The following is a 24,590-nucleotide window of genomic DNA, read 5'->3' as shown; positions in this document are numbered from 1 at the left end:
TCCTTCAGGCTTCGGATCGCGGAAATGTCCGTGCAGCGGCCGGCGCGGACAGTGGAAAGAGCAGATCCACGAAACGCTCGGCAGTCGGTTGGGGTTCGTGGTTGGCCAGGCCGGGGCGCTCGTTCGCCTCGATGAAGGCGTAGTCGGGTTCACGCGGAGACTTCACCATCAGATCAATGCCGGTGACCGGAATGTCGATGGCGCGCGCGGCGGCGACGGCGGCGCGGATCAGGGCGGGATGCACCTCATCCGTCACATCATGGATGGTGCCGCCCAGGTGCAGATTGGCCGCTTTGCGCACCAAAATCTCGGTCCCTTCCGCCGCCACGTCGTCGAGACAATAGCCGGCCTCGGCCAGGGTGCGCTCGGTCTCGGCATCGATCGGGATGGTGGATTCCCCGCCGGTGGCGGCGGCGCGACGACGGCTTTGGTGTTCGACAAGGGCGCGCAAGGTCGAGCGCCCGTCGCCGACGACGCGCGGCGGACGACGCAGGGCGCAGGCCACGACCTTATAGTCGATCACTACCAGCCGCAGATCCTCGCCCTGCACCTGTTCCTCGATCAGCACCTCGGAACAGATGCGGCGCGCGCGGACCAGGGCCGTCTGGACCTCGTTCATCGTCGTCAGGCCGACGGCGACGCCCTGGCCCTGTTCGCCCCGCGCGGGCTTGACCACCAGGGCGCCGAACCTGGCCAAGGCCGCGTCGATAGCGGACGGGTCGGCGGGGTCGATCCGCTCGGGCACGCGGACACCGGCCGCCTCGACGATGCGCCGCGTCATCCGCTTGTCGTCGCAGATGCTGAGCGCCACGGCCGAGGTCAGCTCCGACAGGCTCTCGCGGCACCGCACCGACCGGCCGCCCCAGTTCAGACGGAACAGTCCGCCTTCGGCGTCGATGATCTCGGTATGGATGCCGCGCCGCCGCGCCTCATTGACGATGATCCGGGCATAGGGGTTCAGGTCGTGATCATCGGTCGGGCCGACGAACAGAGCCTCGTTGATCGGGTTCTTGCGCTTGACCCCGAAGAAGGACACGCGGCGAAACCCCAGCTTCTCATACAGGGCGATGGCCTGGTCGTTGTCGTGCATGACCGACAGGTCCATGTGGGCCAGGCCCTGGGTCTTGAAATGCTCGGCCAGCCGCCGGACCAGGGCCTCGCCGACGCCCGGCTGGGTCGCCTGGGGATCGACCGCCAGACACCACAGAGACGCGCCGCATTCGGGATCGTCGAAGGCGCGCGCATGATTGACCCCCGTCACCGTGCCGATCACCGCCCCCGTCGTCGTATCCTCGGCGACGAAATAGGTGATGGTCCGGTCGTCGCGATGCGACCAGAAGAAGTCGGGCGGGACCGGCACCATCCTGCGCTTGGCGTAGATGTCATTGACCGCCTGGGCGTCCGTTTCCGACGTCAGACGGCGCACGGTGAAGCCTCGGGGCTGGCGTCGGCTGGTGCGATAGGTCGCCAGTTCCAGCCGATAGGTGTGCGACGGATCCAGGAACAACTCCTGCGGCGCCGAGGCCAGCAGGACGTGCGGATTGCGGACATAGAAGGCGATGTCGCGCCGGTCCGGCCCCTCGGCGCGCAGGGCCTCGACCAGGGGCTCGGCCGTCTCGAAGGTCTGGGCGAACAGCAGCCGGCCCCAGCCGCAGTCCAGCACGGCGTCCGGCCTCGGTCCGTCGCCGGACTGAACAGGCGGCTTCAGCCCCTCGTGACGCAGCCGTTTCAGCCGGTGCGCCTTGGACCGTTCAGGTCGGATGTCAGACGCCATGCTGTTGCATCCACATCTCGAGCACGGCGACCTGCCACAGTTCGGACCCGCGCAGCGGCGTGATGTGCTGGGCCGGATCGGCGAACAGGGTGTCCAGATAGGCCTTGTCGAACAGGCCCCGGTCGCGCGCCGCCTGGTTGGTCAGGGCCTCGCGCACCATCTCCAGATACGGACCCTGGATGTATTTCAGTGCGGGCACGGGGAAATAGCCCTTCTTGCGATCGATGACCTGGGAGGGGATCACCAGACGCGCGGCCTCTTTCAGCACGCCCTTGCCGCCTTGGGCCAGCTTGTGCTCAGGCGGGATGCGGCCCGCCAGTTCGACCAGTTCGTGATCGAGGAAGGGCACGCGCGCCTCCAGACCCCAGGCCATGGTCATGTTGTCGACCCGCTTCACCGGGTCGTCGACCAGCATCACCTGGCTGTCCAGGCGCAGGGCTTGGTCGACGGGCGTCGCTGCGCGGCCTTGCGCGAAATGAGCCTCGACCAAGGCGCGGCTGACGTCGGTGTCGGCCATATAGGCGCCGTTCAGCTGGGTCTTCAGCGTGTCGTGACTGCGGTCGAAGAAGGCCTTGGCGTAGGTTTCGACCGGATCGGCCGCGCCCAGCATCGGCGGGTACCAGTGATAACCGGCGAACACCTCGTCGGCGCCCTGTCCCGACTGCACCACCTTGATGTGTTTGGAAACTTCCTGGCTCAGCAGGTAGAAGCCGACGTTGTCGTAAGAGACCATCGGCTCCGACATGGCGCCGATGGTGCCCGGCAGGGCCTCCATCAGCCTCTGGTGCGGCACGAAGATCTGGTGATGCTTGGTCCCGTAATGTTTGGCGATCAGGTCGGAATAGACGAACTCGTCGCCCTTCTCGCCATTCGCTTCTTCAAAACCGACCGAGAAGGTCATCAGGTCCTTCTGACCCAGTTCGGCCAGCAGACCGACGATCAGGCTGGAGTCCACCCCACCCGACAGCAGCACGCCTACCGGCACGTCGGCGACCATGCGGCGCTTCACCGCTGCGCGCAGACTGTCCAGGACCCGATCGCGCCAATCCTCGGCCGTCAGGGCCGCGTCCTCAGCATGGCGCGTCATATCGGGCTGCCAGTAGAGGCGGTCCTTGGCCCGCCCATCCGCCTCGATCACCCGGATGGTGGCCGGCGGGAACTTCTTGACGCCCTTCAGGATCGTGTGTGGCGGCGGCACGACCGCATGGAAGGTCATGTAGTGGTGCAGGCCGACGGGATCGATGGTCTTATCCACGTCGCCCGCCGCCAACACGGCCGGCAGGGTCGAGGCGAAGCGCAGACGCTTGCCCTGTTCGGCCAGATACAGCGGCTTGATGCCGAAACGGTCGCGAGCGACCACGGTGCGGCCGGTGTCGCACTCATGCAGCACAAAGGCGAACATGCCCTTGAATCGCTCGACGCAGGCTTCGCCCCACGCCTTCCAGGCCTTGATGATGACCTCGGTGTCGCCGTGCGAGAAGAAGCGGAACCCCATCCCCTGCAGCTCTTCGCGCAGTTCGGGATAGTTGTAGATGCAGCCGTTGAACGCCAGGGTCACGCCCAGGTCAGTGTCCACCATCGGCTGCTGAGCTTTCTCACTCAGGTCGATGATCTTTAATCGGCGGTGACCGAGCCCCACCGAGCCGCGCATAACAATGCCGGAACCATCCGGTCCACGGGGCGAGAGCGCATCGGTCATGCGTTGAACAGCGCCGGCATCGGCCGGTCGTCCGTCGAAATTGATCTCGCCGCTAAGACCGCACATGGGTCCTCCTTGAATTGTGGAAGCAGCGGGTACAAATGGTTAGGGCACGAAAGAGTTCAACCCGAATGGCGGATATTTCCCTTGAGCCAGGCCCTGAAGCGGCGGTTGACGCCACCGCATCCCTTGTCCGGTCAGTCCGTCGCGTCGCCCAGGCGATTGATGTTCGGTCTCGAGAAATTTCACGTCTGACCGGGCTGACGCTGCCGCAACTCCTCGTGCTGCAATCCATCCGCACATTGGGCGAAGTCAGCACCAGCGCCATATCGCGGGACGTCTCCATGTCGGCGCCGACCGTCGTCGCCGTGCTGGATAAGCTCGAAGCCAAGGGCATGGCCGCCCGCTATCGCTCCACCGTGGATCGCCGCGTCGTCCATGTGCGTTTGACCGACGCGGGGCGACAGGCATTGCAGACGTCCCCGGGCCTGCTCGGCGACGGTTTTCTCGCCGCCTTGGCTGAACTTCCACACAGCGAGCGACTGGCGATGGCTGAAGCTGTCGAACGCCTCGCAGTTTTGATGCAGCCTCGCGACTCTCAGGCCTCTTTGAAGCCGCATTATCAGGCTGTCAGGCCCTCATAAGCGTCTCGGGATGTCGAGCCGGCGAACAGCCGGAAACGGTGATCCTGACCTGTCTGTTCCAACGCTATCTTCTGACCTCGAGCCAATCAAAGAGGCCAAAATAGCAAGATGAGCGAGGGCCCCGTGACCAGAACGAGCGCGCTCAAAGGCGCGCCCAGTCTGGGATAATCAGAAAACTTGTAGCCGCCAGGTCCCATAACCAGCGTATTGCACTGGTGACCGATGGGCGTCAGGAAGTCGCACGCGGCGCCGACCGCGACCGCCATCAGGAACGGATCCGGATTGTAGCCAAGCTGCTTGGCCAGCGTCGCTCCGATCGGGGCGACGATCAGGACGGTCGCCGCATTGTTCAGGAAGGGCGTGACCGCCATTGAGGCGAGCATCACGCCGGTGATCGCGACAACGCCCGGCAAGCCCGTGAACACGTGGCGAAGCAGTCCCGCGATCAGGTCGGACCCTCCCGTGGATTGGATCGCGTCTGAGACGGGAATGAGGGCTGCGATCAGAACGAGCAGGGGGCCATCCAGAGCGGCATAGGCCTCACGCATCTTCAGGCCGCCCAATGCGACGATGACGACGGCGGCGCCGAAGAAGGCGACGGCGACTGGAACCAGGCCAAGGCCAACGAGGGTCATGGCGCACGCAAGAACAACAGCCGGCATGAAGCGCCTGCGCACGCTTCCGAGTTGAACCTGACGCTCCGCCAGGGGCAGTAAATCCAGCGCCCTCAGCGCGACCGGCAGCGTCTGTTCGGCGCCTTGGAGCAGGATGATATCGCCGGGCGCCAGTTTTGCCGTCCGCAGATGCTGGGTGAGTTGAAAGCCGCTTCGCGACACGCCCAGCAGATTGATCCCGTGCTGGCCGTACAGATCCGAGCTTCGAACAGACTGCCCTTGCAGAGGGGAGTTTCGGCCGATCACCGCCTCTACAATTGCAATCTCCTCGGATGCGGTCGCTAGGGGAACCGGGCGGTCATCGCGGATGAGATTCATCTGAGCCCGACTGACGAAGCCCTCCAGCGCCTGCTGCTCGCCCTCGATCAGCAACGCATCACCCGCCTTGACGACGACATTGCCTCTGGGACTCAGCCGCCGTTTCCCTGAACGGATCAGCGCCATGATCTTGACCTCGCCGTCGCCGAGGGCGCCGAGAGCGGACACGGTCATAGATCCCGGAGCCCAGCCTTCAGGCGCCCTGACTTCCGTGGCATACGCGTTGGCGGCCAAGGCCGCGCTCAAAGACGTTGCGCCCTGTCGATCGCGGGGCAACAGGCGATAGCCGAACGCCAAAAACGCCAGGGCGATCAGCGTGAGCGCCAGGCCCACGGGTGCGTAGTCAAACATGGCAAAGGGTTCGCCGACGATGCTCTGACGCACTTCGGCGACGATGATGTTCGGGGCGGTCCCGACCAGGGTGACCATGCCGCCCGCCATGGCGCCGAAAGCCATTGGCATCAGGAGCCGGGAGGGGGACGACTTCGTCTGGCGCGCCACCTGAAGCGCCACCGGCATCATGATCGCCAGGGCTCCGACATTCTTCGTCGCCATGGAAAGCAACGTCACAGCACCGGTCAGAACCGGGACCTGGGAGCGCTCAGTCTTTAGCAGCGGCATCACCCGCCGCATCGCGAGCTCAATGACCCCCGATCGGGCGAAGGCGGCCGAAACGATCAGCGCGCAGGCGATGATGACGGTGACGTCGTTTTTGAAACCGTCAAATGCAGCCTCGGCGGGGATGATGCCGATCGCCAATCCTGCAACCAACGCGACGACCGCGACCAGGTCGTAACGAAACCGACCCCAGATGAAGGCGCCGATTGTCAGTCCGACGAGGCCGAAGGCCAGTCCTTGTTGAAGCGTCACTCGCCTAGCGCCCTTGCATCATGAGCAGACAGCGTAGGCTCAATGTTGATAGGCAGCCAACTCTTCGTCATTTTGAATGATGTACGAGAGCCAGCCGTAATCTTCCCCTCGCCTGCCATCAGGCTGGGGTCAGAACGATACTCGGGCGCCGGGAAGGCCGACATCTAAGCTCGCCAACGTCGTACATTTTCGCGCATGGTGCATGGCGCTGTCATTAGGCGTGTTGGCGGCAGCGAGCCGTGGATCACCATAGGGCATGGCATCGAGATCGGGCTCTGCTCGTACCAAGCACCCAAGCGTAAGAGCGCGCGTTAGCCGTTACGAGCGTCGGATCAGGGTTAGTATTCAAAAATTGCGGCGCTGGGTTCTCGGCTTTGGATCTCGTCCCGTCGTCGGCCAGCCTTCGCGCTGGCGTGCCCTGTCGCCATCTGTGTCCTCTGTCTGATCGTGAAGAAGCATGACTGAGGTCGGGAAAGGAAGATCGATAGCGTTGATTTTTGCCGTCTTGTGCAAAGCGATGATCACACGAGGACGTACATGCACCATGTCCGTACGAAGGGATTGTGTCCACCAACGCACCCTCAGGGTGACGTAGCTGTCATCCAGCGACCACGGCAACACCTCAGGCGCCGGATCTGACTGAACCCCATCGAGCACCTTAATTGCATCGAGGAAAAGACGCGCAGCCTCTTCGGGATCGTCAGCATAGCCAATGCCGACGTCGTACTGGTCACGTCTGATGTCGAAAGCCGTGTGAACCTCCACAGGCGCCGTATATAGAGCGGCGTTTGGAATAACGACGCGCCGGCCGTCATAGGTTTTGATAGATGTCGCCCGGCTTTCGATGTGCTCGATTGTACCCTCGTAATCGAGGACCGTAACCTGATCTCCGCGCCTGTATGGGCGCTGGATGAGCAGCAGAATCCCGGCGAGCAAATTTTGGAGAATATCCTTAAAGGCGAAGCCGATTGCGACCGATCCCACACCAAGCCCTGCCAGAATGCTGCCGGGATTGACGCTCGGAAACAGAATAGCGGACGCGCCGAGCAGGCCGACAATCCAGATCGTGCCTGTCGTCAGGGAGCCCATGAGTGTCCCGAGGTCCGGGCGATCGCGTCGCGCCACGACGCGGGTCACTAGGCGGCCAAGATACTTGGCGGCGAAATAGACCAGAACGACGAAGACCGCCGTCGCCAGGATGTTGGGCAGTTGAAGAAAGAAGCCGTCGATCGCGGCGGACACCTTGGACGAGATCAGGACGAGCGGATTTTCGGGCGTCGCGATGGTGTCCGACGGAGGCGTTTCCATGACGGCTCAACCCGCCGCCGGCTTGACCGTTCCAGCGCCGATCACGCCGAAGAGACCTTGGCCGACCAACGCTTGACGAGATGTCCGATGGTGCCTCCTTGGGCGAGCACTGAAAACAGCACCACGACATAGGTCGCGGCGACCAGAACATCCTTCGGGGTCCCATTGGGCAGAGAGAGTGCAAGGGCGATCGAAATACCACCCCGAAGGCCGCCCCAGGTCATGACCGGGAAAGCGAGACCGAAGGGCAGCAGGCGACGCCAGAAAAGCAGCGGAACGCCTACCGAGAGCCCCCTGGCGAAGAGCACCAGCGGAACCGTCAGAATGCCGAGGCCGAGAAGACCGAAGCGCTGGGCGAGCACCACAGCCTCAAGCCCGATCAAGAGGAAGAGAACCGCATTGAGGACCTCGTCGATGAGCGCCCAGAACTTGACCACATAGTCCTTGGTCTGATCGCTCATGGCGAAACTGAAGCCCTGATTGCCGATGATCAGACCTGCGACCGCCATGGCCACAGGTCCACTGATGTGAAGCGCCGAGGCCAGGGCGTAGCCGCCCATGACGGTGGCCAGGGTGACCATCACCTCGACCGAATAGTCGTCTATCGCCTTCATAGTGCGATAGGCGATCCAACCGATGATGCCCCCCAGGGCCGCTCCGCCCAGGCCTTCGATGAGAAACAGCTCCCCGGCATGCACGATTGAAAAGGCTTCTCCGCTCACCGCGCTCGCAACATGGATCGAAAAGACCACCACGCCGACGCCGTCATTGAACAGGCTTTCGCCGGCGATCGTCGCCTGAAGCGTCGGGGGAACCCGGGTCGTTCGCAGCACCGCCATGACGGCGACCGGGTCGGTCGGACTGACAATCGCGCCGAACACGAAACACCAGATCAAGGGCAAATCGATCGCCAAAAGGCGGGTGAGACCCCACAATCCGCCGCCGACGATCAGGGTCGAGGCGACGACGCCGATCGTGCTGAGCGTGGCGATCTGCCAGCGCCCTTTCCTGAGATTGTCGAGATCAACGTGCAAGGCGCCGGCGAAGAGCAGGAACGACAGCATGCCGTTCATCCAGTGTCTCGTGAAAATCGATGTCGTTCAGAAAGCCTGTGACGGCGTCCGAGACCCGGCTGCTCGGAAGAATCAGGTCGATGACGATGACCACAACGGAGGCCACCGCCCCCATCAGCGTCATGGCGACCGTCCCGGGAAGCTTGATGCAGCGGTGATTGACCCAGCCCAGCACGGCGCTGAGCACGATCAGAACCGACGCGGCGTCGAAAGGTGAAAGCTCAAGATGGATCATTGCACATCAACCTGATCGACGCAGACGGATCGCGACCCTAGTCCGGCTAGGCTCCATGCGACACCTCGGCCGTTCTCACCAGAGGAAGGTTGGGGTCCGCCCGTACATCGAAGCGCGCGCCACCGGTGACGCTGGCCCAAGAGGTTCGGGTCGGCGGTCGCGGCGCCGTTTAACGGCTGATGATGGTGATCGACCCGTTGCGCTCTAGAGACACTGTTTTGACCTCGTCCAGATTGGCGTGGCCAGCGGTTCTCAACGCCATCCGAAGATCGCCCTCTCCAATCCCGGCGCGCTGCATTCTCTTGGCGTCGGCCACGCCATCCTCCACCAATACGACGGCGCCGCCCTTGGCCAGATGACCCAGCCAGGACCAACGCGCCGACGCCCGCGCAAGAATCCCATGCAAAACCACAAGCACAAGCGTGGCGATCAGGGTCGCCAAGAAAGGCGCACTTCCGGTCATCGCCCGGCCGAGATTGGACCCGACCACCACAGCGAAAATAATATCGAGGGCGCTCCATTTCCCAAAAGCCCGGGTCGCAGCGAAGCGCACGATGAGCACGCCGAGAACGAAGATCAAAGCCGCCCGCAGCGACATCTGCCACCAACTGATCGCCCCGCCTTCGGTGCCGATGATCGCGTGGACCCACTCCATCAGTAAGATCGCATCAGGGCGGTCAGCGTGCCGTCTGCTTCAAGGTAGATCGCCTGTGCTTGGAGTTGCGATGTCCCTCCTGCCTGACGAACAGCCACGTCGAGCTCTTGCAACGTGATCCTTTGGCGCTTCATGGCTGATGACAGAGGCTCCCCGTTGCAGAGCAACAGGGTCGGCTCTGCCTTCAGCGCCCGTCCCAATGAAGGCCACCGGACCGACGCCGCCGTGACCACGAATTGAAGACTCACCAGGATCGCCAAGGCGACGATGCCTTCGGCCAAAGCCAGCGACTGGGTGGTGATGACGGAGGCCAGGGGCGAGCCGATGGAGAGGGTCACGATGAAGTCAAAAGCGTTCAGCTTGGACAGCGTTCGCTTGCCCGATACACGCAAGATCAACACGACGGCGACGTAGGCGGCGCGCGCAATCGCGAGCATTCTCAGGATCGCGCCCCATCCGTTGAAGATGAAATCTGGCATCAAGTGCTCTGCCAGGCGCCGAGAACGCCACCGGCTGTATCTTCGAATGCGACCTTGTCGAGCGGAACTGCCGCGCCACCGTCGGGGCGTTGGGCTGGACTGGAAGCGAGGCAGCGGATCGCGCGCCCCTTGGTAAAGCCCACAACGCGACATTCCAGGACCAGCGTGTAACCGTCAGCTGGCGGCGACATCGGCTGGTCTCCATTTGCGCGGATCGTGAAGTTTTACACCCTCCCATTCCTGCGGCCTATGCGCGCCCCTCCCACTGGAATACGGCGGCAACGCAGATAAGAAAGATAATGTGTTCGCTACTGCACTTTACTAATGCAGCGGCCGCCGAACTCGTCCCATCTGCGAAGTTAGATCGCTGAATTCGGAGCTCTGATTAGTGCTCAGCTTGGCTTCACGAGGACGCCGTCCGTGGGCTGAAGCACGCCGTTGGCGGCTGGCGTCTCACGTCCGGTTAAGCGGGCAACGGCGCCATCTGGAGCGATGACCAGAATTTCGTCGCCATAGCGGCTGAAGGTCAGCAGTGTGTCTGCCATCGTGCGCATCTGGATGCCATCGTCGCCGCCGCGCTCAATCGCTGCAAGGATGTCTGCGCGCGTTAGCGCGCCAGGCACAATGTGGGCGCGCAGAAGCGCTGCGCCTTGAGCCTTCTGCGCGTCACCAGTCAGGGATCCGCTCAACCGACTGAGTGACGCGTTTGTGGGCGCAAAGACGGTGTATGGGCCTTTGCTCGCGAGCACCTCTGAGAGACCCGCAGTCTTGATCACGCCATCCAGTGTGTCCAAGTCGGCGTTATCACGTATTTCCGCGTCCAGCGTCTTCGTTGAGGGCGCAGCCGCAGGCACGGCCCCGGACTTCGCGGTCGCCGAACCTGCGTTGTCACCGCAAGCAGCCAGGGCGAGCGCCATCATCGGCGCCAACGCCCACACATTGGTGTTACGCATTAGGCCCTCGCTCACGTCAGCAGTTGAACGATGGCCTGCACCACCTGAGTGGTGGGGTCGACCTGATACACATAGCCGTCATTGTAGCGATACAGGCTCTGTCGGCTGTCGACGTACCGGTCGCGATAGGCGTAGGGCACATTGTAGACGTCGTAACCCGCCGGCATGCGCTGGCCGACGTTGAACTGTTGCCCGGTCAGGAGCGCCGCGATCTGGCCGATCCCTTGGGTCTGTGGATCCACACCGTAGAGCACGCCATCAGCATAGCGGTACTGGTACCGGTCATTCAGCCCGTAATAGTCAGAGAAGTATTGAGGGGCCGGCTGATATTCGTATCGCGTCGGCCAAACATTGCCCTGTGAAAGAACGCCGCCGAGAATTGGCAGGTAACCGAGCAGGCCGCCTTGGGTGTTGTAGCGATACATGTATCCGTCGCGGTACATGTAGTTCGCTTCATCTGCGCGAGTGCGCCACAAATAGTTGTAGCGGGCATAATCCTCTCTCGCGTCGACAATCTTGCGCGCTTGGCCGGGCGGGAGACAGCCGTTGTTCTTTCTGGAGAGCCCGGGAGGGCAGCCGTCCGTCAGGGCCCGGTCAAAACCCCGTCGATAAACCAGTCGATCACGCTCACGATCGATGCGGCGATCCAACTCTTTCCGAGCATCCCTTGGGCTGCCTGCCATGACATCCGCACGACGCTCGATCTCGCGGCGGAGGTCGCGCTCGGACATACGGTTCTTCCCGTTCGTCCGCTCACCAACAAATGCTGGCTGACGAACATCGACGTGGGCTGCCGGCCCGCCCCTTCCACCTGGCCCATCACGACGACCTTCACGCGCCTCCTGATCGCCGCGCCCAGGACCATCCCGGCCAGGTCCGCCTTCGCGATGGTCGCCCCTCCCCTTCCCGTTGCCGTGCCCGCCGCCCGGTCCGGGCTGAGCTAGGGCGATGCTGGATGAGCCAAGAACAAGAACTAAGGCCGCGGCAAGTGGGATGGATCGCTTCATCGTGAACTCCTCGTCGGCAGCAAAAACGTGTGCAGCGTACCGATGTTCCATCGCCGGCAGGCCCTCCGCGCAGCCCACCGGTCAGGACTTGGCGACGTTTCACGCTGCCTTAGCTTTGCTGGGCAGCCGCTTCCCAGATCGTCGTTTTAGTCCAGCGCCGAACTCCGCATCTCTGATAAAACCTTGGGCAAACAGTCCGGCAGGTCATCCGAAGTCAGTCCGGGACCGAACGTGTGCGCCGCATCCGAATGAAGCCACACGGCGGCGCAGGCCGCGTCGAAGCTCTCCATCCGCTGTGCCGCCAATCCGCCGATCATGCCGGCGAGCACATCCCCGGTTCCCGCCGTCGCCAGCCACGGCGAGCCGTTTTCGTTTCGGCGTACTCGCCCGTCCGGGGACGCGATCAGGGTCTGCGCGCCTTTCAGAACGATCGTCGCCTGAGCCAATCGCGCGGCCTCCTGAACGGCGACTTCTCGGCCATGAGTGAGCAAACCTGGGAAAAGCCTCTCGAACTCGCCTTCATGCGGCGTCAGGATGTCGTCGCGATCCAACACGGCGAACAGTTCGGCCGTTCGCCCCTTGAAGACCGACAGGCCGTCGGCGTCGATCACCAGAACGGCGCCGGTCGAACCAAGCGACTGAATGTTTGCCATCGTCGCGTCGTCCAGGCCTGCGGCCGGGCCGATCACCACGGCGTCGCTGCCGGCGGCTTCTCGACTTAAGTTTTCCGGTGAAGAAAAAGGCGTCAACATCACCGCCTGCACAGCCGGCGCGATCACCGACGCCGCATCTGGCGGACAGAGGATTCGCACGACTCCAGCGCCCATCCTGAGACCCGCATGAGCTGCAAGTCGCGCAGCGCCGGTATGATGCGCCTTTCCCGAAACGACCGCCAAACGTCCACGCGCATGCTTGTGCGTTTCCGCGCTCGGCCAAGGCAGAAAATTGCGCCAGATCGCCGGGTCGTTGGTTTCTATCATCCGCGTTCCGATTATCCTTCGCCAGCCTGCGAAAATCGCTTGCTTTGAGCGGCCCTGCTGTGTCCCATTCGCGCCCGAGCGCCGCTGCATTCCGTGCGCCGCTCCGGGGTCGCCATGAAGAAAATCGAAGCCATCATCAAGCCCTTCAAGCTGGATGACGTCAAAGAGGCGCTCCAGGACGTGGGCGTGCAAGGCATGACAGTGCTGGAGGCCAAGGGATATGGCCGCCAGAAGGGTCATTCCGAACTGTATCGCGGCGCGGAATACGTCATCGACTTCCTGCCCAAGATCAAGATCGAGGTGGTCGTCGCCGATGACCTCGCACCCGCAGTTGTCGAGGCCATTCAGACCTCGGCCCGCACAGGCAAGATCGGCGACGGCAAGATCTTCGTGTCCGACGTCGCCGAGGTAATCCGCATCCGCACCGGCGAAACCGGAGCCCAAGCCGTCTGACCTGACTACCCTCCCCGGCCCTCGGCCCTCGGGTCGCTGTCCGGTCTCCTCCCCAAACGACAAGAACAGGACTTTTCGAGAATGAGCGCCAGCAAGATCCTCAAAGAGATCAAGGATGAGGAGGTCCAATATGTGGACGTCCGCTTCACCGACACGCGCGGCCGTCTGCAGCACGTCACCTTCGACGTCGATCTGGTCGACGAAGACTTCCTGAACGAAGGCACGATGTTCGACGGTTCGTCGATCGCCGGCTGGAAGGCCATCAACGAGTCCGACATGCTGCTGAAGCCGGACCTGACCACGGCCTATATCGATCCCTTCTATCAGCAGAAGACGATGTTCCTGTTCTGCGACGTGCTGAACCCGGACACCGGCGAGCCCTACAACCGCGACAGCCGCTCGATGGCTAAGAAGGCGCTGTCCTACGTCCAGTCGTCGGGCGTGGGCGACCAGGTCTTCTTCGGACCGGAAGCCGAGTTTTTCATTTTCGACGACGTACGCTGGTCCACCCAGCCGCACGACACCGGCTACAGCTACGATTCGACCGAGCTGCCGGCCAACACCGGCGCCGAATATTCCGAAGGCAATATGGGTCATCGCCCTGGACCCAAGGGCGGCTATTTCCCCGTCAATCCGGTCGATTCCGGCCAGGACCTGCGCGGCGAAATGCTGGGTGTCATGCGCGATCTGGGCCTTCAGCCCGAGAAGCACCACCACGAGGTGGCTCCGGCTCAGCACGAACTGGGCCTGAAGTTCTCGGACCTGCTGACCATGGCGGACCGCCTGCAGCTCTATAAGTACGTGATCCACAATGTGGCCCACGCCTACGGCAAGTCGGCGACCTTCATGGCCAAGCCGATGTTTGCCGACAACGGTTCGGGCATGCACGTCCACATGTCGATCTGGAAGGACGGCAAGCCCCAGTTCGCCGGCGACCAGTACGCCGGTCTGTCGCAGGAATGTCTGTGGTACATCGGCGGCATCATCAAGCACGCCAAGGCCATCAACGCCTTCGCCAACTCCACGACCAACAGCTATAAGCGTCTGGTCCCCGGTTATGAAGCCCCGGTGAAGCTGGCCTATTCGGCCCGCAACCGTTCGGCCTCAATTCGCATCCCGCACGTCTCCTCGCCCAAGGCCAAGCGTCTGGAAGCCCGCTTCCCCGATCCGATGGGCAACCCCTATCTGACCTTCGTCGCCCTGCTGATGGCCGGCCTGGACGGGATCGAGAACCGCATCGATCCGGGCGCGCCCGCCGACAAGAACCTCTACGATCTGCCGCCGGAAGAGCGCGGCTCGATCCCCGAGGTCTGCGGCTCGCTGCGTGAAGCGCTGGAGAACCTGGATAAGGACCGCGCCTTCCTCAAGAAGGGCGGCGTTATGGATGACGACTTCATCGACAGCTACATCGAGCTGAAGATGGAAGAGGTGATGCGTCTGCAACTGCACCCGCATCCGGTCGAGTTCGACATGTACTACAGCTGCTGATCACCTGATCTCAGTCAAGACAAAGGGCCGGGGATCGCTCCCCGGCCCTTTTTGCATGGCCTGGCGGCTTCGAGCAGCGATCGACACGCCGCCGTGGCGCTAAGCGATCTCGGCTTCCAGATCGTCCGCCTTCTTGCGGCGCAGCTCGATCAGCCGCACGCACCAGATTGAAATCTCGTAGAGAATGACTAGAGGCACCGCCAGCATCAGTTGGCTGATCGGATCGGGCGGCGTAACGACCGCCGCGACCACGACCACGGCGACGATGGCGTAGCGACGACCGGCCGCCATAACCTTAGAACTGATCAGACCGGCGAGGCCCAACAGAGTCGTCACTACAGGCAGCTGGAAGCAAAGCCCGAAGGCGAGCAATAGCGAGGTCACCAGACTGAGGTAGTCGGAAATCTTGGTGGTTTGCGCCACCGATATGCCGTCAGTGGCCACCTGCTGGCTTAGCGAGAACAGCATCACGAACGGCAGCATGACGTAGTAGACCAGCGCCCCGCCCAGGCAGAACATAACAGGCGCGGCGATCAGGAACGGTAGAAACGCCCCGCGCTCGTTGCGATAGAGGCCCGGCGCCACGAACCGGTACATCTGCCACGCCATCACCGGGAAGGTCAGGACCGCCGCACCAAAGGCCGCGATTTTCATCTTGGTGAAGAGCTGTTCCAGCGGCGCCGTCGCGATCAGTTGAACAACGGCGGCGCTGCCTGGCGGATAGGGTTTGATCCCCGTCATCACCGCGATCAGTTCGATGGGATTGGCGTGACCCCCGGTCCCCAAGGCAGCGGCGTGGATCGCCACGGCGGCCTGATACGGCTTGATCAGCGCAATCTGGATCTGGTTGGCGAAGGCGAAGCAAAGGATGAAAGCCAGAAAGAAAGCCACCACACAGATGAGCAGTCGCCCGCGCAGCTCGATCAGGTGATCCATCAGGGGCGCGCGCGACGCCTCGATCTCGGCCTCGTCACGATCGGAAGGCGTCACAGGTCAACGGCTTTCTTGCGCGAGGTCTTGGACTTGGTGGCTGCAGGCTTAGTATTGGCGGCAGGCGCGGCGTTCTTCGGTTTGGCGGCCGAGCGAGGTTTGGCCGGCGTCGATCCGGCGACAGCCGCCCCCGTCTTTGTCTTGGGGGCCGCTCGCTTGGATTTCGTCGTCGTAATGGGCTCAACGGGCGCGGGCGTATCCGGCCATTCATCGGCCGCAGGTGTCATCACCGGCGCCTCCGGCTCGGGCGCAGGCAGGGCAGCCGCCGCAGTCGGCCCGGTCAATCCGGCGTTGATGTCCTTGAACGCGGCGTCCGCCTCGGCGCCCAGGGGATACATGGCCCCCTGCCCCGTCCGCAGCGCCTCGACCTCCTTGCGCAGGTCGTCCAGTTCGGACTGACGCGCCATCTCGTCGAAACTGGATCGGAACTCGTTGGCCATAGCGCGCGCCTTGGCGACCATCTGACCGACGCGACGCATCAGGACAGGCAGATCCTTTGGCCCCACCACAAGCAGGGCCACCAGACCGATCACCACTAATTCGAAACCCCCGATACCGGGGCCGAGCCCGCCCATGCGTCAGCCCTTACAGACGACGACTAGCGCTTCAGTTCTTCCTTTTCCGCCTCGGTGCGCGGCAGCGAACTGACGCCCTCGTGCGGGCCGTCCTTCTTGTCTTCGTCCTTCAGGCCGTCCTTGAAGGCGCGGATGCCCTTGGCGGCGTCGCCCATGATGCCCGACAGCTTGCCCCGGCCGCCGAACAGCAGCGCGATGACGACGATGACGATGGCCCAATGCCAGATGCTCATGGAGCCCATGGCTAATCTCCTCGCGGGGATCGGTCATCCGATCCCATCCACTCTTATTCGACCCGCATATAGGCGCAGTGATGGCCCCGCGCCAAGGGAGGCTGTAGGTCTGCGCGACCATGAGTCCCTCCGATCACGTCATCATCCACACCGACGGCGCCTGCAAGGGCAATCCGGGCCCCGGAGGCTGGGGCGCCGTGCTTCAGGCCGGCGGCGGTCACGAAAAGGAATTGTGGGGCGGCGAGGCCAACACGACCAACAACCGCATGGAGCTGATGGCCGCCATTATGGCGCTGGAAGCCCTGAAACGGCCCTGCAAGGTCGAACTGCATACCGACAGCAAATACGTCATGCAGGGCATCACCGAATGGATGCGCGGCTGGAAGGCGCGCGGTTGGCTGACCTCGGATAAAAAACCGGTCAAGAACGCCGACCTGTGGCAGCGGCTGGACGCAGCGCGCCTGCGTCACGACGTGAAATGGCGATGGGTGAAGGGGCATGCCGGGCATGAACTGAACGAGCGCGCCGACCAACTGGCGAATCGCGGCGTCGCGGAACTGCCTCGGCGCTGAGACGCGACATTTGGCTAAAGGCGCCGCGACAACCGTTGCGGCTCAGACCGGCGACTGGACCGTCAACAAAGAGCCGTTCACCCGCATCACGACCACGTCTTGGCCCTCAAGCGGCGCCTCGCCCACGATCTCCGCCGGCCATTCGGCGCCGGAGATGAAGACGCGACCGCGGCCCGAGACGAACGTCTCGACCACCCGCGCCCGCTGGCCGACCAGGCGGCTGTCGCGGTCATTGATGTCGGGACCGTCGGGAGTGGCTTTGGCGATCAGACGACGGGACAGCAGGGTGGCGACGACGGTCAGAACCGCGAAGACGGCGACCTCGCCCGGCAGCCCCAACCGCACACCCGCCGCCGTCATGACCGCGACAACGCCGGCCGACACAGCCGGCCACAGCAGCCATTCGGTCGAGAACATCGCCTCGACCGCCAGCAGCAGAACCCCGATCGCCAACCAGATCCAGAACGGCTGGGCGACATAGAGATCAGCAAGCGACATCATCGGTCAGCCTCCTTGGATCAGGCCGAGGGTGGAACGGAGCCCCCGGCGGGACGGCGGGGCGGCGCAGGCCGCACGGGAGGCGTCGCGGCCGAGTTCTGATCCTTGGCCAGGCTGACCATCTCGCCGATTCCGGCGATGGTGCCGACCAGGGCGCCCATTTCGGCGGGCACGATGACGGTGCGCTGTTGCGGGCTGCGGGCCAGTTCAGCGAAGGCCTCGACGTATTTCTGAGCCACGAAATAGTTGATGGCGTTGACGTCCCCGCGGGCGATGGCTTCCGACACCATGGCCGTGGCGCGGGCCTCGGCCTCGGCCTCGCGCTCGCGCGCCTCGGCGTCGCGGAAGGCGGCTTCCTTGCGACCCTCGGCCTGAAGGATGGCGGCCTGTTTGGCGCCCTCGGCGCGGGCGATGGCGGCGGATTTTTCTCCGTCGGCCTCGGTGATGACTGCGCGACGTTCACGCTCGGCCTTCATCTGACGGGCCATGGCGTTGGTGATGTCGGTCGGCGGGGTCAGATCCTTGATCTCGATCCGGTTGACCTTGACGCCCCACGGTTCGGTCGCTGCGTCGATGACATGCAACAGCCGCGTGTTGATGCTGTCGCGCTGGCTCAGCACTTCATCTAGTTCCATCGAACCGACCACGGTCCGCAGATTGGTCATGCACAGCTGCGAAATCGCATAGGGCAGATCGTCGACGCGATAGGCGGCGCGGGCGGAATCCATCACCTGGATGAAGACGATGCCGTCGACCTTCACCATGGCGTTGTCTTTGGTGATGACCTCCTGGGTCGGCACGTCCAGCACCTGTTCCATCATGTTCATGCGGCGGCCGACGCGTTCCACGAACGGTGTCAGGAAGCCGATACCAGGGCTCAGCGTCTTGGTGTACTTGCCGAAGCGTTCGACCGTAAATTCACGGCCTTGCGGCACGATCTTGATCACGCTGATCAACAGCACAATGGCCAGCAGCAGCACGACGCCGGCGAAGATGGCGGTCACGTCCATTCAGATCCCTCCCTGACGCGGCAAGCCTACCCGCTGCGCGCGAGCGGCGCCAGACAAACCGAGAAGACGGCCGCTTTAAAGGCCGTGCTTGGCCCGCCAGGCCGCGAGACGGACGCTGACGTCACGCTCGATGTCGCCGTAGAAAAGATTGTAGGGGACGATCTTGCGCCGATCCGCCCAACTGCCGCCAGCAGTCAAGAAATCGGCGTCCGGCGCGCTATGCCACAACAAGCCGCCACGGCATTCGGTGGAGATCAGCCGGCCAGTCAGGGCCGGTCGGGCTCCCCATTCCAAGCCGGTCGCATTGGTCGCGCCGCTGTGCTGACGCGCCGCGGCGCGCGGCTGACTCGCAGCGCCCGTTACCGGATTCACACAGATGGGGTCAGTGGACAGGTTCACCAGATCGCCGCGATCGTCCCATTCCAGAGCGCGTCTCAGCTTGCGCCGCGCGCTCGGTTCGTCGCCCTCCTGCACCGACGCCCAGGCCACGATGCACCCCGTTTGATCGGCGACGTCGCAGGGCGAGATCGCCTGCAGGAACATCTCGCGCCCGACCAGGGTCTCGATCAGATAGACGGCGACAAGCCTGTTCTTCAGCGCCGGATCGGCGCGGAGTTGATCGCGAACCAGACGCGCCGTCAGCTCCCCTCCCTGTTCGACGCCGGCGATGACGATGGGGCCGGCGAGATGCTGTTGCAGCCACAGTTCGAAGGCGGCCTTCACGTCCTCATAGGCGAAGGCGCGTGCTTCGCGCGCATCGTCACGCAAGGTCAGCCGGGTATAAAGGCTGGCTTGGCGATAGAGGGGCGCGCTGACCCTGCCTTCTCGGGCGAAAGGCGACGCATAGTTGGGCAGCACGACGCGCCGCATGTAAGCATTGGCCCGCGCATCGTCGATCGGCCCATTCCACTCGGCCCCGCCATCGAAGGTGGTCGGCATGACGAAGAAGACCGCCGCCTGGTTGGGCGCGCCCTGATCGATCAGCGCCCAGGAGGATATCTTTCGATAGTCGGGCGCCGGCGGCGGATTGTAGGTCTGGAACGGCACCTGCGGGTCCAGACCTGCCCTCAGGATGTCGCCGCTCCACACCGCAACGGCCGCCGTCAGCACGAAGACGGCGGCGAAGCCTGCATATCCGACCCATTGCCTGAAGGTCAGCCGACGCATCAGCGGTACGGATCGGCCGTGGCGAGGAAGTCCTGCACGTAGCGCCGCACGCCCTCTTCCAACGGCGTGGACTGCCCCTCGAAGCCTGCGGCGCGTATGCGATCCATGCGGGCTTCGGTGAAATATTGGTAGCGGTCGCGGATCGACAGGGGCGTATCGACATAGTCGATGGACGGCGTCTTGCCGGCGGCGTCGAAAGTGGCGCGTGCAAGATCGGCGAATGATCGCGCCTGGCCCGATCCGGCATTGAAGATGCCCGAGACCTGCGGTGACTGGAGCAAAAACTCGATGATATCGACCACATCGTCGACATAGACGAAGTCGCGCATCTGCCCGCCATCCGCGTAGTTCGGATTGTGCGACCGAAACAGGGTCACGGCCTCACCTGCTGCGACCTTGGGCCAGATTTGAGCCACGACCGACTTCATTCCGCCTTTGTGACCTTCGTTCGGGCCATAGACATTGAAGAATTTCAGCCCGGCCCACTGGGGCGGCGCCTGACCCCGATCCGCCTGCCGAATAGCATACTGGTCAAACAGCATTTTCGAATAGCCATACGCATTTAGCGGTCGAAGCTGCGACAATGAGTCTGCATCGTCATCGTCGTTGAAGCCCGTTTCGCCGTCGCCATAGGTGGCAGCGGAAGACGCGTAGATCATCCGCGAGCCTCGAATTGCGCACCAGTCCCATAGGTCGCGCGAAAGGGTGAAGTTGGTCCGCAGGATCAGGTCAGCGTCCGGCTCGGTCGTCGAAGAAATCGCGCCCATATGCACCACGGCCTCAATCCGCTCGGCATGGTGCTCCAGCTGTTCGAACAACTCCTCGGGCGACCAGAAGTCAGCGATCGCGTGTTTGGCCAGGTTCTTCCACTTGGCCAGGTCGGCCGTCTCCAACCGATCGCAGACGACCACATCATAGGCGGTCTCGGCTGTCAGCCGCGCAACGATGTTTGAACCGATGAAACCGGCGCCGCCGGTCACGACGATCATTCTCGGCGTCACTGCGCGCTCCCTGTCATTTTCTCGATCGTTCGCGTGGTCGAATAGCCGTCCTTGAAATCCGCCAGCTTGACCTCGCCGCCCCAGCTTTCGACCAGATCGCCGCCCACGACGCCCTCTCGCGTATAGTCCGAGCCTTTGATCAGAACATCAGGACGCAGCCGTTCGATCAGGGCGATCGGCGTCGGATCATCGAAGCTGGTGACGCGGTCGACGCTGGCCAGCCCGCCGATGACGACGGCGCGACTATCCAGATCATTCACCGGACGCCCCTCGCCCTTCAATCGCTTGACCGATGCGTCGGTATTCAGCGCCACGACCAGACGATCGCACCAGCTGCGGGCCTGCGCCAGATAGGCCACATGGCCGCGGTGCAGGATGTCGAAACAGCCGTTGGTGAAGCCGACTTTCAGGCCCTGACGTCGCCAGCCCTCGACCTCGACCGCCAGCTCGTCGAGCGGCGTCACTTTGGATACCGCAGCGGTGGCGTGCTGGCTCAGTTCGGCTTCGATAAGCTCGGCGGGTGTAACCACGGCCGTGCCGGCCTTCCCGACAACCACGCCCGAGGCCAGGATGGCGAACTCGACCGCCATCTCCAGTGACGCGCCCGCGCCCAGCGCCAAACCGATGGCGGCCAAGCCTGTATCGCCCGCGCCAGACACGTCGAAGACCTCGCGCGCCCGGCCGGGGAAGTGCTTAACCGCTTCGCCGCGCCGCGCCAGGCTCATGCCCTTGCCCGCACGGGTGACGATGATCGCCTTGGCGGTCGTGGCGGCCAGCAAGGCGGCCAGCGCCGTCTCGACCTCGCCGTCCGTCCCGACTCGCAGGCCTGTGGCGCCGGCCAGTTCCGAAGCATTGGGCTTGATGACATCGACCGCGCCGTAGCGAGCGAAATCCCTTCCCTTTGGATCGACGACAACCGGCGCACCGGATGTCTGCGCCGCGTTCACCGCCGAAGCCAGAAGCGCATCGCTGACGACGCCCTTGGCGTAGTCTGACAGCAAATAGACCGAAGTATCTGCAAACGCGTTGGAATCTTGGATTGGCGTCGGTGCCGCCTCATCGTCCAAACGCAGCAGCTGTTGCCCTCCCGAAACGAAGCGCGTCTTCACGATGGTGGACGCGCCTGCCGGCCTCGCCACGACGTCCTCGATGTGCGGTTCGGCAGCGATCAGAGCGGTCAATTCCGCGCCAGCCACGTCGTCGCCGATCACGGCGCCCAGCCGCGCCACCCCGCCCATGGCCGCAATATTGCGCGCGACGTTGCCGACGCCGCCCGGCATGGCGACGGTGCGGCTGGTGCGGAGCACAGGGATCGGCGCCTCGGGCGAGATGCGGCTGACCTCGCCATAGACGTAGCGATCCAGCATCAGGTCGCCGACGCAGGCGATCTTCAGACCGCGCACGCGCTCCAACAGGCTTTGCAGGGCGCTCAAGTCTAGGGTGTCAGACATGGGTCCGACCTAGAGGATTCAGGCGGCCTGCGCCACCGGCGCCTTGGCCCCGATCTTGATGGCCAGGTCGTCGAAGGCGATCAGTTCGGCGGCCAGGGCTTCGAATTGGCTCAGCGGCACCATGTTAGGGCCATCCGACGGCGCATTATCCGGGTCTTGGTGCGTTTCCATGAAGACCGCATCGACGCCCACAGCCACCGCAGCGCGGCCCAGCACCGGCACGAACTCGCGCTGACCGCCCGACGACGCGCCTTGCCCGCCCGGCTGCTGAACGCTGTGGGTCGCATCGAACACGACAGGGCAGCCGATCTCGCGCAGCACCGGAAGCGCCCGCATATCGCTGACCAGAGTATTGTAGCCAAAGCTGGCGCCGCGTTCACAGGCCATGACGTTGGGATTGCCGGCGCCGACCACCTTGGCGATGACGTTCTTCATGTCCCAAGGAGCCAGGAACTGACCCTTCTTGATGTTGATCGCCTTGCCGGTAGCGGCGGCCGCCAGCAGCAGGTCGGTCTGGCGGCTGAGGAAGGCCGGGATTTGCAGCACATCGACGACCTCGCCGACCGGACCACACTGAACCTCGGAGTGGACATCGGTCAGGGTTGGCAGGCCGGTCACCTCGCGAATCTCGGCGAAGATCGGCATGGCGTCTTTCAGACCGATACCACGCGCCGCGCTGGCGCTGGTCCGGTTCGCCTTGTCAAAACTGGTCTTGTAGATGATGCCGACATTCAACCGCTCGCCAATTTCCTTCAGGGCGTGGGCTGTCTCCAGCGCGTGCTGACGGCTCTCCATCTGGCAAGGACCGGCGATGAAAGCGATTCTTGCGCCGCCGCCGATGACGACAGGCGTCCGAAGACCTTCGGACAACGTAATGACAGCGTTGGGTCGGCTCACGAGGCGGCTCTTTCGACGTTCGGTGTTGTGGAGGCGGCTTTTGCCGCAGCTATTGGGCCATCAGGTGGCGCTCTGAAGGGATGAGCGCAAGTTATCACGGAGTTCGCCCGCGTGGCCACCAAACCTGTCATCCTGTGGTTTCGCCGCGATCTGCGACTGCATGACAATCCTGCCCTGAACCACGCGGCGGAGACGGGGCGACCAATCCTGCCCGTCTATATTCTGGACGAGTATTTCGAGCGGCCGATGGGCGCCGCGTCGCGCTGGTGGCTCGACAAGTCGTTGAGGGCGCTGGATGCCGCGCTTCAAGATCGCGGTTCGCGCCTAATTCTGCGCAAGGGCAATGCTCTGACCCAGCTTCAGGCGCTGATCGCCGAAACCGGCGCCGACGTCGTCTTCATGAACCGCCTGTTCGAACCCGAGGCGTTTGAGCACGACGCCGAAATCGCTCACACGCTCAAGGCGGATGGCGTCGAATGCCATGGCTTCAATGGGGCCCTGCTCTGCCGCCCTGGCGAGGTGCTGAACGGTTCGGGACAGCCGTACAAGGTCTTCACCCCGTTCTTGAGAGCCCTGTTGGCCACGGCCGAGGCGCCGGCTCACACAACGGGACCCCGCCAGATACAGACGCCCGAAACGGTTCAATCCGACGACATCGACAGTTGGAAGCTGCACCCCCGCCGACCGGATTGGTCCAAGGGCTTCGACTGGACGCCGGGGGAGGATGGGGCCTCGCAGGCCTTGTCCATGTTCATACCATCCGGCCTGAGGACCTATGCCAAGGATCGAGACTTTCCTGACCGGCAGGGCGCCAACAGCCGCCTGTCGCCGCATCTTCATTGGGGCGAAATCAGCCCTTGGCGGGCGATAGACCGCGTCCGACACGCGGCGAAAGACGGCAAGGTGTTATCGTCGGAGGCCGACAAATTTGTTGCTGAGATTGGTTGGCGCGAGTTCTCGGCGCACCTGTTGCACCATTTTCCCTACATTACCGAGCGCGCGTTCCGTCCCGAATATGACGCCATGCCCTGGCGTGAGGACGACGCGAGCTTCAAGGCGTGGCGACAGGGCCGGACCGGATACCCGTTGGTGGACGCCGGCATGCGCCAGCTCTGGACGACAGGGTGGATGCATAATCGGGTTCGGATGGTCGTCGCCTCCTTCCTGATCAAACATCTGCTGATCGACTGGCGCGAAGGCGAAGCCTGGTTTTGGGACACGCTGGTGGACGCCGACCGGGCCAGCAATGTACAAAACTGGCAGTGGGTCGCAGGCTCGGGCGCAGACGCCTCCCCCTTCTTCCGCATTTTCAATCCCATCACGCAGGGCGAAAAGTTTGATCCCGACGGCGGCTATGTGCGTCGGTGGGTGCCGGAACTTCACCGCCTGCCGGACCGCTGGCTGCAGTCGCCCTGGACCGCACCCGCTGAAGTGCTGCGTGACGCCGGAATCGTTCTAGGGCGCGATTACCCCAAGCCCATCGTCGAACACGAGAAGGGTCGCGCCCGGGCGCTCGCGGCCCTGAAGACCGTTTCCGGTCGCGGCGACGACCACAGCGACCGTGATTGACCCCCTTTGTATTCCGC

At 63.5% G+C, this 24,590-nt stretch carries 25 protein-coding genes; 5 read left to right on the top strand and 20 right to left on the bottom strand.

The features are described 5' to 3' along the window. Nucleotides 1-4: 4 nt before the first annotated feature. Together ngg and O2K97_RS09640 are read right to left on the bottom strand one after the other, a co-directional pair. Nucleotides 5-1,774 (bottom strand): N-acetylglutaminylglutamine synthetase, encoded by a 1,770-nt coding sequence (gene ngg / locus O2K97_RS09645; RefSeq protein ID WP_269219099.1) that lies wholly within the window; start codon nt 1,772-1,774, stop codon nt 5-7. After that, nucleotides 1,764-3,539, bottom strand: a complete 1,776-nt coding sequence (locus O2K97_RS09640; RefSeq protein WP_269219098.1) for an N-acetylglutaminylglutamine amidotransferase — start codon at nt 3,537-3,539, stop codon at nt 1,764-1,766. Before O2K97_RS09640 ends, ngg begins: the two co-directional genes overlap by 11 nt. Before the next feature lie 65 nt (nt 3,540-3,604). On the opposite strand from O2K97_RS09640, the gene O2K97_RS09635 reads away from it, so the two are divergent. Beyond that, nucleotides 3,605-4,117: a MarR family winged helix-turn-helix transcriptional regulator gene (locus tag O2K97_RS09635; protein WP_269219097.1), complete on the top strand. Its 513-nt coding sequence runs from the start codon at nt 3,605-3,607 to the stop codon at nt 4,115-4,117. An 86-nt stretch (nt 4,118-4,203) separates the two neighbouring features. Here O2K97_RS09635 and O2K97_RS09630 read toward each other — a convergent pair whose 3' ends face one another. From O2K97_RS09630 to O2K97_RS09590, 9 genes are all read right to left on the bottom strand, one after another. After that, entirely contained in the window at nt 4,204-5,979 is a 1,776-nt protein-coding gene (locus O2K97_RS09630; protein WP_269219096.1) for an SLC13 family permease, read from the bottom strand. Nucleotides 5,980-6,324: 345 nt separating this feature from the next. Beyond that, on the bottom strand, nt 6,325-7,287 hold the full coding sequence (locus O2K97_RS09625; protein WP_269219095.1) for a mechanosensitive ion channel family protein: 963 nt from the start codon (nt 7,285-7,287) through the stop codon (nt 6,325-6,327). 41 nt (nt 7,288-7,328) lie between these two features. Continuing rightward, nucleotides 7,329-8,360, bottom strand: a complete 1,032-nt coding sequence (locus O2K97_RS09620; RefSeq protein WP_269219094.1) for a cation:proton antiporter — start codon at nt 8,358-8,360, stop codon at nt 7,329-7,331. Then, a complete protein-coding gene (locus O2K97_RS09615) occupies nt 8,311-8,595 on the bottom strand; it encodes a hypothetical protein (protein ID WP_269219093.1) in 285 nt (94 codons plus the stop codon). Before O2K97_RS09615 ends, O2K97_RS09620 begins: the two co-directional genes overlap by 50 nt. Before the next feature lie 169 nt (nt 8,596-8,764). After that, a complete protein-coding gene (locus O2K97_RS09610; RefSeq protein WP_269219092.1) occupies nt 8,765-9,250 on the bottom strand; it encodes a DUF421 domain-containing protein in 486 nt (161 codons plus the stop codon). Further along, nucleotides 9,250-9,729 carry a DUF421 domain-containing protein gene (locus tag O2K97_RS09605; RefSeq protein ID WP_269219091.1) on the bottom strand — a complete coding sequence of 160 codons (480 nt, stop codon included), beginning with the start codon at nt 9,727-9,729 and terminating at the stop codon, nt 9,250-9,252. Before O2K97_RS09605 ends, O2K97_RS09610 begins: the two co-directional genes overlap by 1 nt. Before the next feature lie 392 nt (nt 9,730-10,121). Further along, entirely contained in the window at nt 10,122-10,682 is a 561-nt protein-coding gene (locus O2K97_RS09600) for a fasciclin domain-containing protein (RefSeq protein WP_269219090.1), read from the bottom strand. An 11-nt stretch (nt 10,683-10,693) separates the two neighbouring features. Further along, on the bottom strand, nt 10,694-11,689 hold the full coding sequence (locus tag O2K97_RS09595; protein WP_269219089.1) for a hypothetical protein: 996 nt from the start codon (nt 11,687-11,689) through the stop codon (nt 10,694-10,696). Nucleotides 11,690-11,835: 146 nt separating this feature from the next. Continuing rightward, the gene (locus O2K97_RS09590) at nt 11,836-12,861 is read right to left on the bottom strand and encodes an NAD(P)H-hydrate dehydratase (RefSeq protein WP_258522503.1); all 1,026 of its coding nucleotides are present in this window, start codon (nt 12,859-12,861) and stop codon (nt 11,836-11,838) included. Between O2K97_RS09590 and O2K97_RS09585 the strand changes: the two genes are divergently transcribed. Together O2K97_RS09585 and glnA are read left to right on the top strand one after the other, a co-directional pair. After that, a complete protein-coding gene (locus O2K97_RS09585) occupies nt 12,784-13,122 on the top strand; it encodes a P-II family nitrogen regulator (protein WP_008261682.1) in 339 nt (112 codons plus the stop codon). The genes O2K97_RS09590 and O2K97_RS09585 overlap by 78 nt on opposite strands. Nucleotides 13,123-13,203: 81 nt before the next feature. After that, complete coding sequence (gene glnA, locus O2K97_RS09580) at nt 13,204-14,610, top strand: type I glutamate--ammonia ligase (protein WP_066551526.1); 1,407 nt, start codon at nt 13,204-13,206, stop codon at nt 14,608-14,610. Between the two features lie 99 nt (nt 14,611-14,709). On the opposite strand, the gene tatC is transcribed toward glnA, so the two are convergent. The 3 genes from tatC to O2K97_RS09565 are packed head-to-tail and all read right to left on the bottom strand — an operon-like array spanning nt 14,710 to nt 16,417. Continuing rightward, a complete protein-coding gene (tatC, locus tag O2K97_RS09575) occupies nt 14,710-15,600 on the bottom strand; it encodes a twin-arginine translocase subunit TatC (protein ID WP_017503865.1) in 891 nt (296 codons plus the stop codon). Further along, nucleotides 15,597-16,175, bottom strand: a complete 579-nt coding sequence (gene tatB, locus O2K97_RS09570) for a Sec-independent protein translocase protein TatB (RefSeq protein ID WP_269219088.1) — start codon at nt 16,173-16,175, stop codon at nt 15,597-15,599. Before tatB ends, tatC begins: the two co-directional genes overlap by 4 nt. 23 nt (nt 16,176-16,198) lie before the next feature. Further along, on the bottom strand, nt 16,199-16,417 hold the full coding sequence (locus O2K97_RS09565; RefSeq protein WP_017503863.1) for a twin-arginine translocase TatA/TatE family subunit: 219 nt from the start codon (nt 16,415-16,417) through the stop codon (nt 16,199-16,201). A gap of 110 nt (nt 16,418-16,527) precedes the next feature. Here O2K97_RS09565 and rnhA point away from each other — a divergent pair, with 110 nt between their 5' ends. Next, on the top strand, nt 16,528-16,980 hold the full coding sequence (rnhA, locus tag O2K97_RS09560; protein WP_269219087.1) for a ribonuclease HI: 453 nt from the start codon (nt 16,528-16,530) through the stop codon (nt 16,978-16,980). Nucleotides 16,981-17,022: 42 nt separating this feature from the next. Here the strand turns inward: rnhA and O2K97_RS09555 are convergent, their stop codons facing one another. The 6 genes from O2K97_RS09555 to kdsA form a co-directional block, all read right to left on the bottom strand. Then, nucleotides 17,023-17,481 carry an NfeD family protein gene (locus O2K97_RS09555; RefSeq protein WP_269219086.1) on the bottom strand — a complete coding sequence of 153 codons (459 nt, stop codon included), beginning with the start codon at nt 17,479-17,481 and terminating at the stop codon, nt 17,023-17,025. A 17-nt stretch (nt 17,482-17,498) separates the two neighbouring features. Next, nucleotides 17,499-18,482: an SPFH domain-containing protein gene (locus O2K97_RS09550; RefSeq protein ID WP_419466118.1), complete on the bottom strand. Its 984-nt coding sequence runs from the start codon at nt 18,480-18,482 to the stop codon at nt 17,499-17,501. An 81-nt stretch (nt 18,483-18,563) separates the two neighbouring features. After that, a complete protein-coding gene (locus O2K97_RS09545; protein ID WP_269219084.1) occupies nt 18,564-19,655 on the bottom strand; it encodes a DUF3089 domain-containing protein in 1,092 nt (363 codons plus the stop codon). Beyond that, on the bottom strand, nt 19,655-20,644 hold the full coding sequence (gene rfaD, locus O2K97_RS09540; protein ID WP_269219083.1) for an ADP-glyceromanno-heptose 6-epimerase: 990 nt from the start codon (nt 20,642-20,644) through the stop codon (nt 19,655-19,657). Before rfaD ends, O2K97_RS09545 begins: the two co-directional genes overlap by 1 nt. Nucleotides 20,645-20,652: 8 nt before the next feature. Then, entirely contained in the window at nt 20,653-22,107 is a 1,455-nt protein-coding gene (gene rfaE2 / locus O2K97_RS09535) for a D-glycero-beta-D-manno-heptose 1-phosphate adenylyltransferase (protein ID WP_269219082.1), read from the bottom strand. An 18-nt stretch (nt 22,108-22,125) separates the two neighbouring features. Next, a complete protein-coding gene (gene kdsA, locus O2K97_RS09530) occupies nt 22,126-23,004 on the bottom strand; it encodes a 3-deoxy-8-phosphooctulonate synthase (RefSeq protein WP_026108227.1) in 879 nt (292 codons plus the stop codon). Nucleotides 23,005-23,115: 111 nt separating this feature from the next. Here kdsA and O2K97_RS09525 point away from each other — a divergent pair, with 111 nt between their 5' ends. Next, entirely contained in the window at nt 23,116-24,573 is a 1,458-nt protein-coding gene (locus O2K97_RS09525; RefSeq protein WP_269219081.1) for a cryptochrome/photolyase family protein, read from the top strand. Nucleotides 24,574-24,590 lie beyond the last annotated feature (17 nt).

This window comes from Brevundimonas vesicularis (genome assembly GCF_027105095.1).
GTDB lineage: Bacteria > Pseudomonadota > Alphaproteobacteria > Caulobacterales > Caulobacteraceae > Brevundimonas > Brevundimonas vesicularis_E.
Note: the sequence above shows the minus strand (reverse complement) of the source record. Positions and strands in the feature narration are given on the sequence as shown.

What these genes read in the sequence shown, in the direction of transcription:
- glnA (WP_066551526.1), top strand. Translation starts at nt 13,204, where the DNA reads ATGAGCGCCAGCAAGATCCTCAAAGAGATCAAGGATGAGGAGGTCCAA.
- O2K97_RS09610 (WP_269219092.1), bottom strand. Translation starts at nt 9,250, where the DNA reads ATGGAGTGGGTCCACGCGATCATCGGCACCGAAGGCGGGGCGATCAGT.
- O2K97_RS09595 (WP_269219089.1), bottom strand. Translation starts at nt 11,689, where the DNA reads ATGAAGCGATCCATCCCACTTGCCGCGGCCTTAGTTCTTGTTCTTGGC.
- O2K97_RS09625 (WP_269219095.1), bottom strand. Translation starts at nt 7,287, where the DNA reads ATGGAAACGCCTCCGTCGGACACCATCGCGACGCCCGAAAATCCGCTC.
- O2K97_RS09585 (WP_008261682.1), top strand. Translation starts at nt 12,784, where the DNA reads ATGAAGAAAATCGAAGCCATCATCAAGCCCTTCAAGCTGGATGACGTC.
- O2K97_RS09545 (WP_269219084.1), bottom strand. Translation starts at nt 19,655, where the DNA reads ATGCGTCGGCTGACCTTCAGGCAATGGGTCGGATATGCAGGCTTCGCC.
- rfaE2 (WP_269219082.1), bottom strand. Translation starts at nt 22,107, where the DNA reads ATGTCTGACACCCTAGACTTGAGCGCCCTGCAAAGCCTGTTGGAGCGC.
- O2K97_RS09620 (WP_269219094.1), bottom strand. Translation starts at nt 8,360, where the DNA reads ATGAACGGCATGCTGTCGTTCCTGCTCTTCGCCGGCGCCTTGCACGTT.
- rfaD (WP_269219083.1), bottom strand. Translation starts at nt 20,644, where the DNA reads ATGATCGTCGTGACCGGCGGCGCCGGTTTCATCGGTTCAAACATCGTT.
- rnhA (WP_269219087.1), top strand. Translation starts at nt 16,528, where the DNA reads ATGAGTCCCTCCGATCACGTCATCATCCACACCGACGGCGCCTGCAAG.
- O2K97_RS09555 (WP_269219086.1), bottom strand. Translation starts at nt 17,481, where the DNA reads ATGATGTCGCTTGCTGATCTCTATGTCGCCCAGCCGTTCTGGATCTGG.
- O2K97_RS09605 (WP_269219091.1), bottom strand. Translation starts at nt 9,729, where the DNA reads ATGCCAGATTTCATCTTCAACGGATGGGGCGCGATCCTGAGAATGCTC.
- O2K97_RS09635 (WP_269219097.1), top strand. Translation starts at nt 3,605, where the DNA reads ATGGCGGATATTTCCCTTGAGCCAGGCCCTGAAGCGGCGGTTGACGCC.
- O2K97_RS09615 (WP_269219093.1), bottom strand. Translation starts at nt 8,595, where the DNA reads ATGATCCATCTTGAGCTTTCACCTTTCGACGCCGCGTCGGTTCTGATC.
- tatB (WP_269219088.1), bottom strand. Translation starts at nt 16,175, where the DNA reads ATGGGCGGGCTCGGCCCCGGTATCGGGGGTTTCGAATTAGTGGTGATC.
- ngg (WP_269219099.1), bottom strand. Translation starts at nt 1,774, where the DNA reads ATGGCGTCTGACATCCGACCTGAACGGTCCAAGGCGCACCGGCTGAAA.
- O2K97_RS09600 (WP_269219090.1), bottom strand. Translation starts at nt 10,682, where the DNA reads ATGCGTAACACCAATGTGTGGGCGTTGGCGCCGATGATGGCGCTCGCC.
- O2K97_RS09565 (WP_017503863.1), bottom strand. Translation starts at nt 16,417, where the DNA reads ATGGGCTCCATGAGCATCTGGCATTGGGCCATCGTCATCGTCGTCATC.
- O2K97_RS09640 (WP_269219098.1), bottom strand. Translation starts at nt 3,539, where the DNA reads ATGTGCGGTCTTAGCGGCGAGATCAATTTCGACGGACGACCGGCCGAT.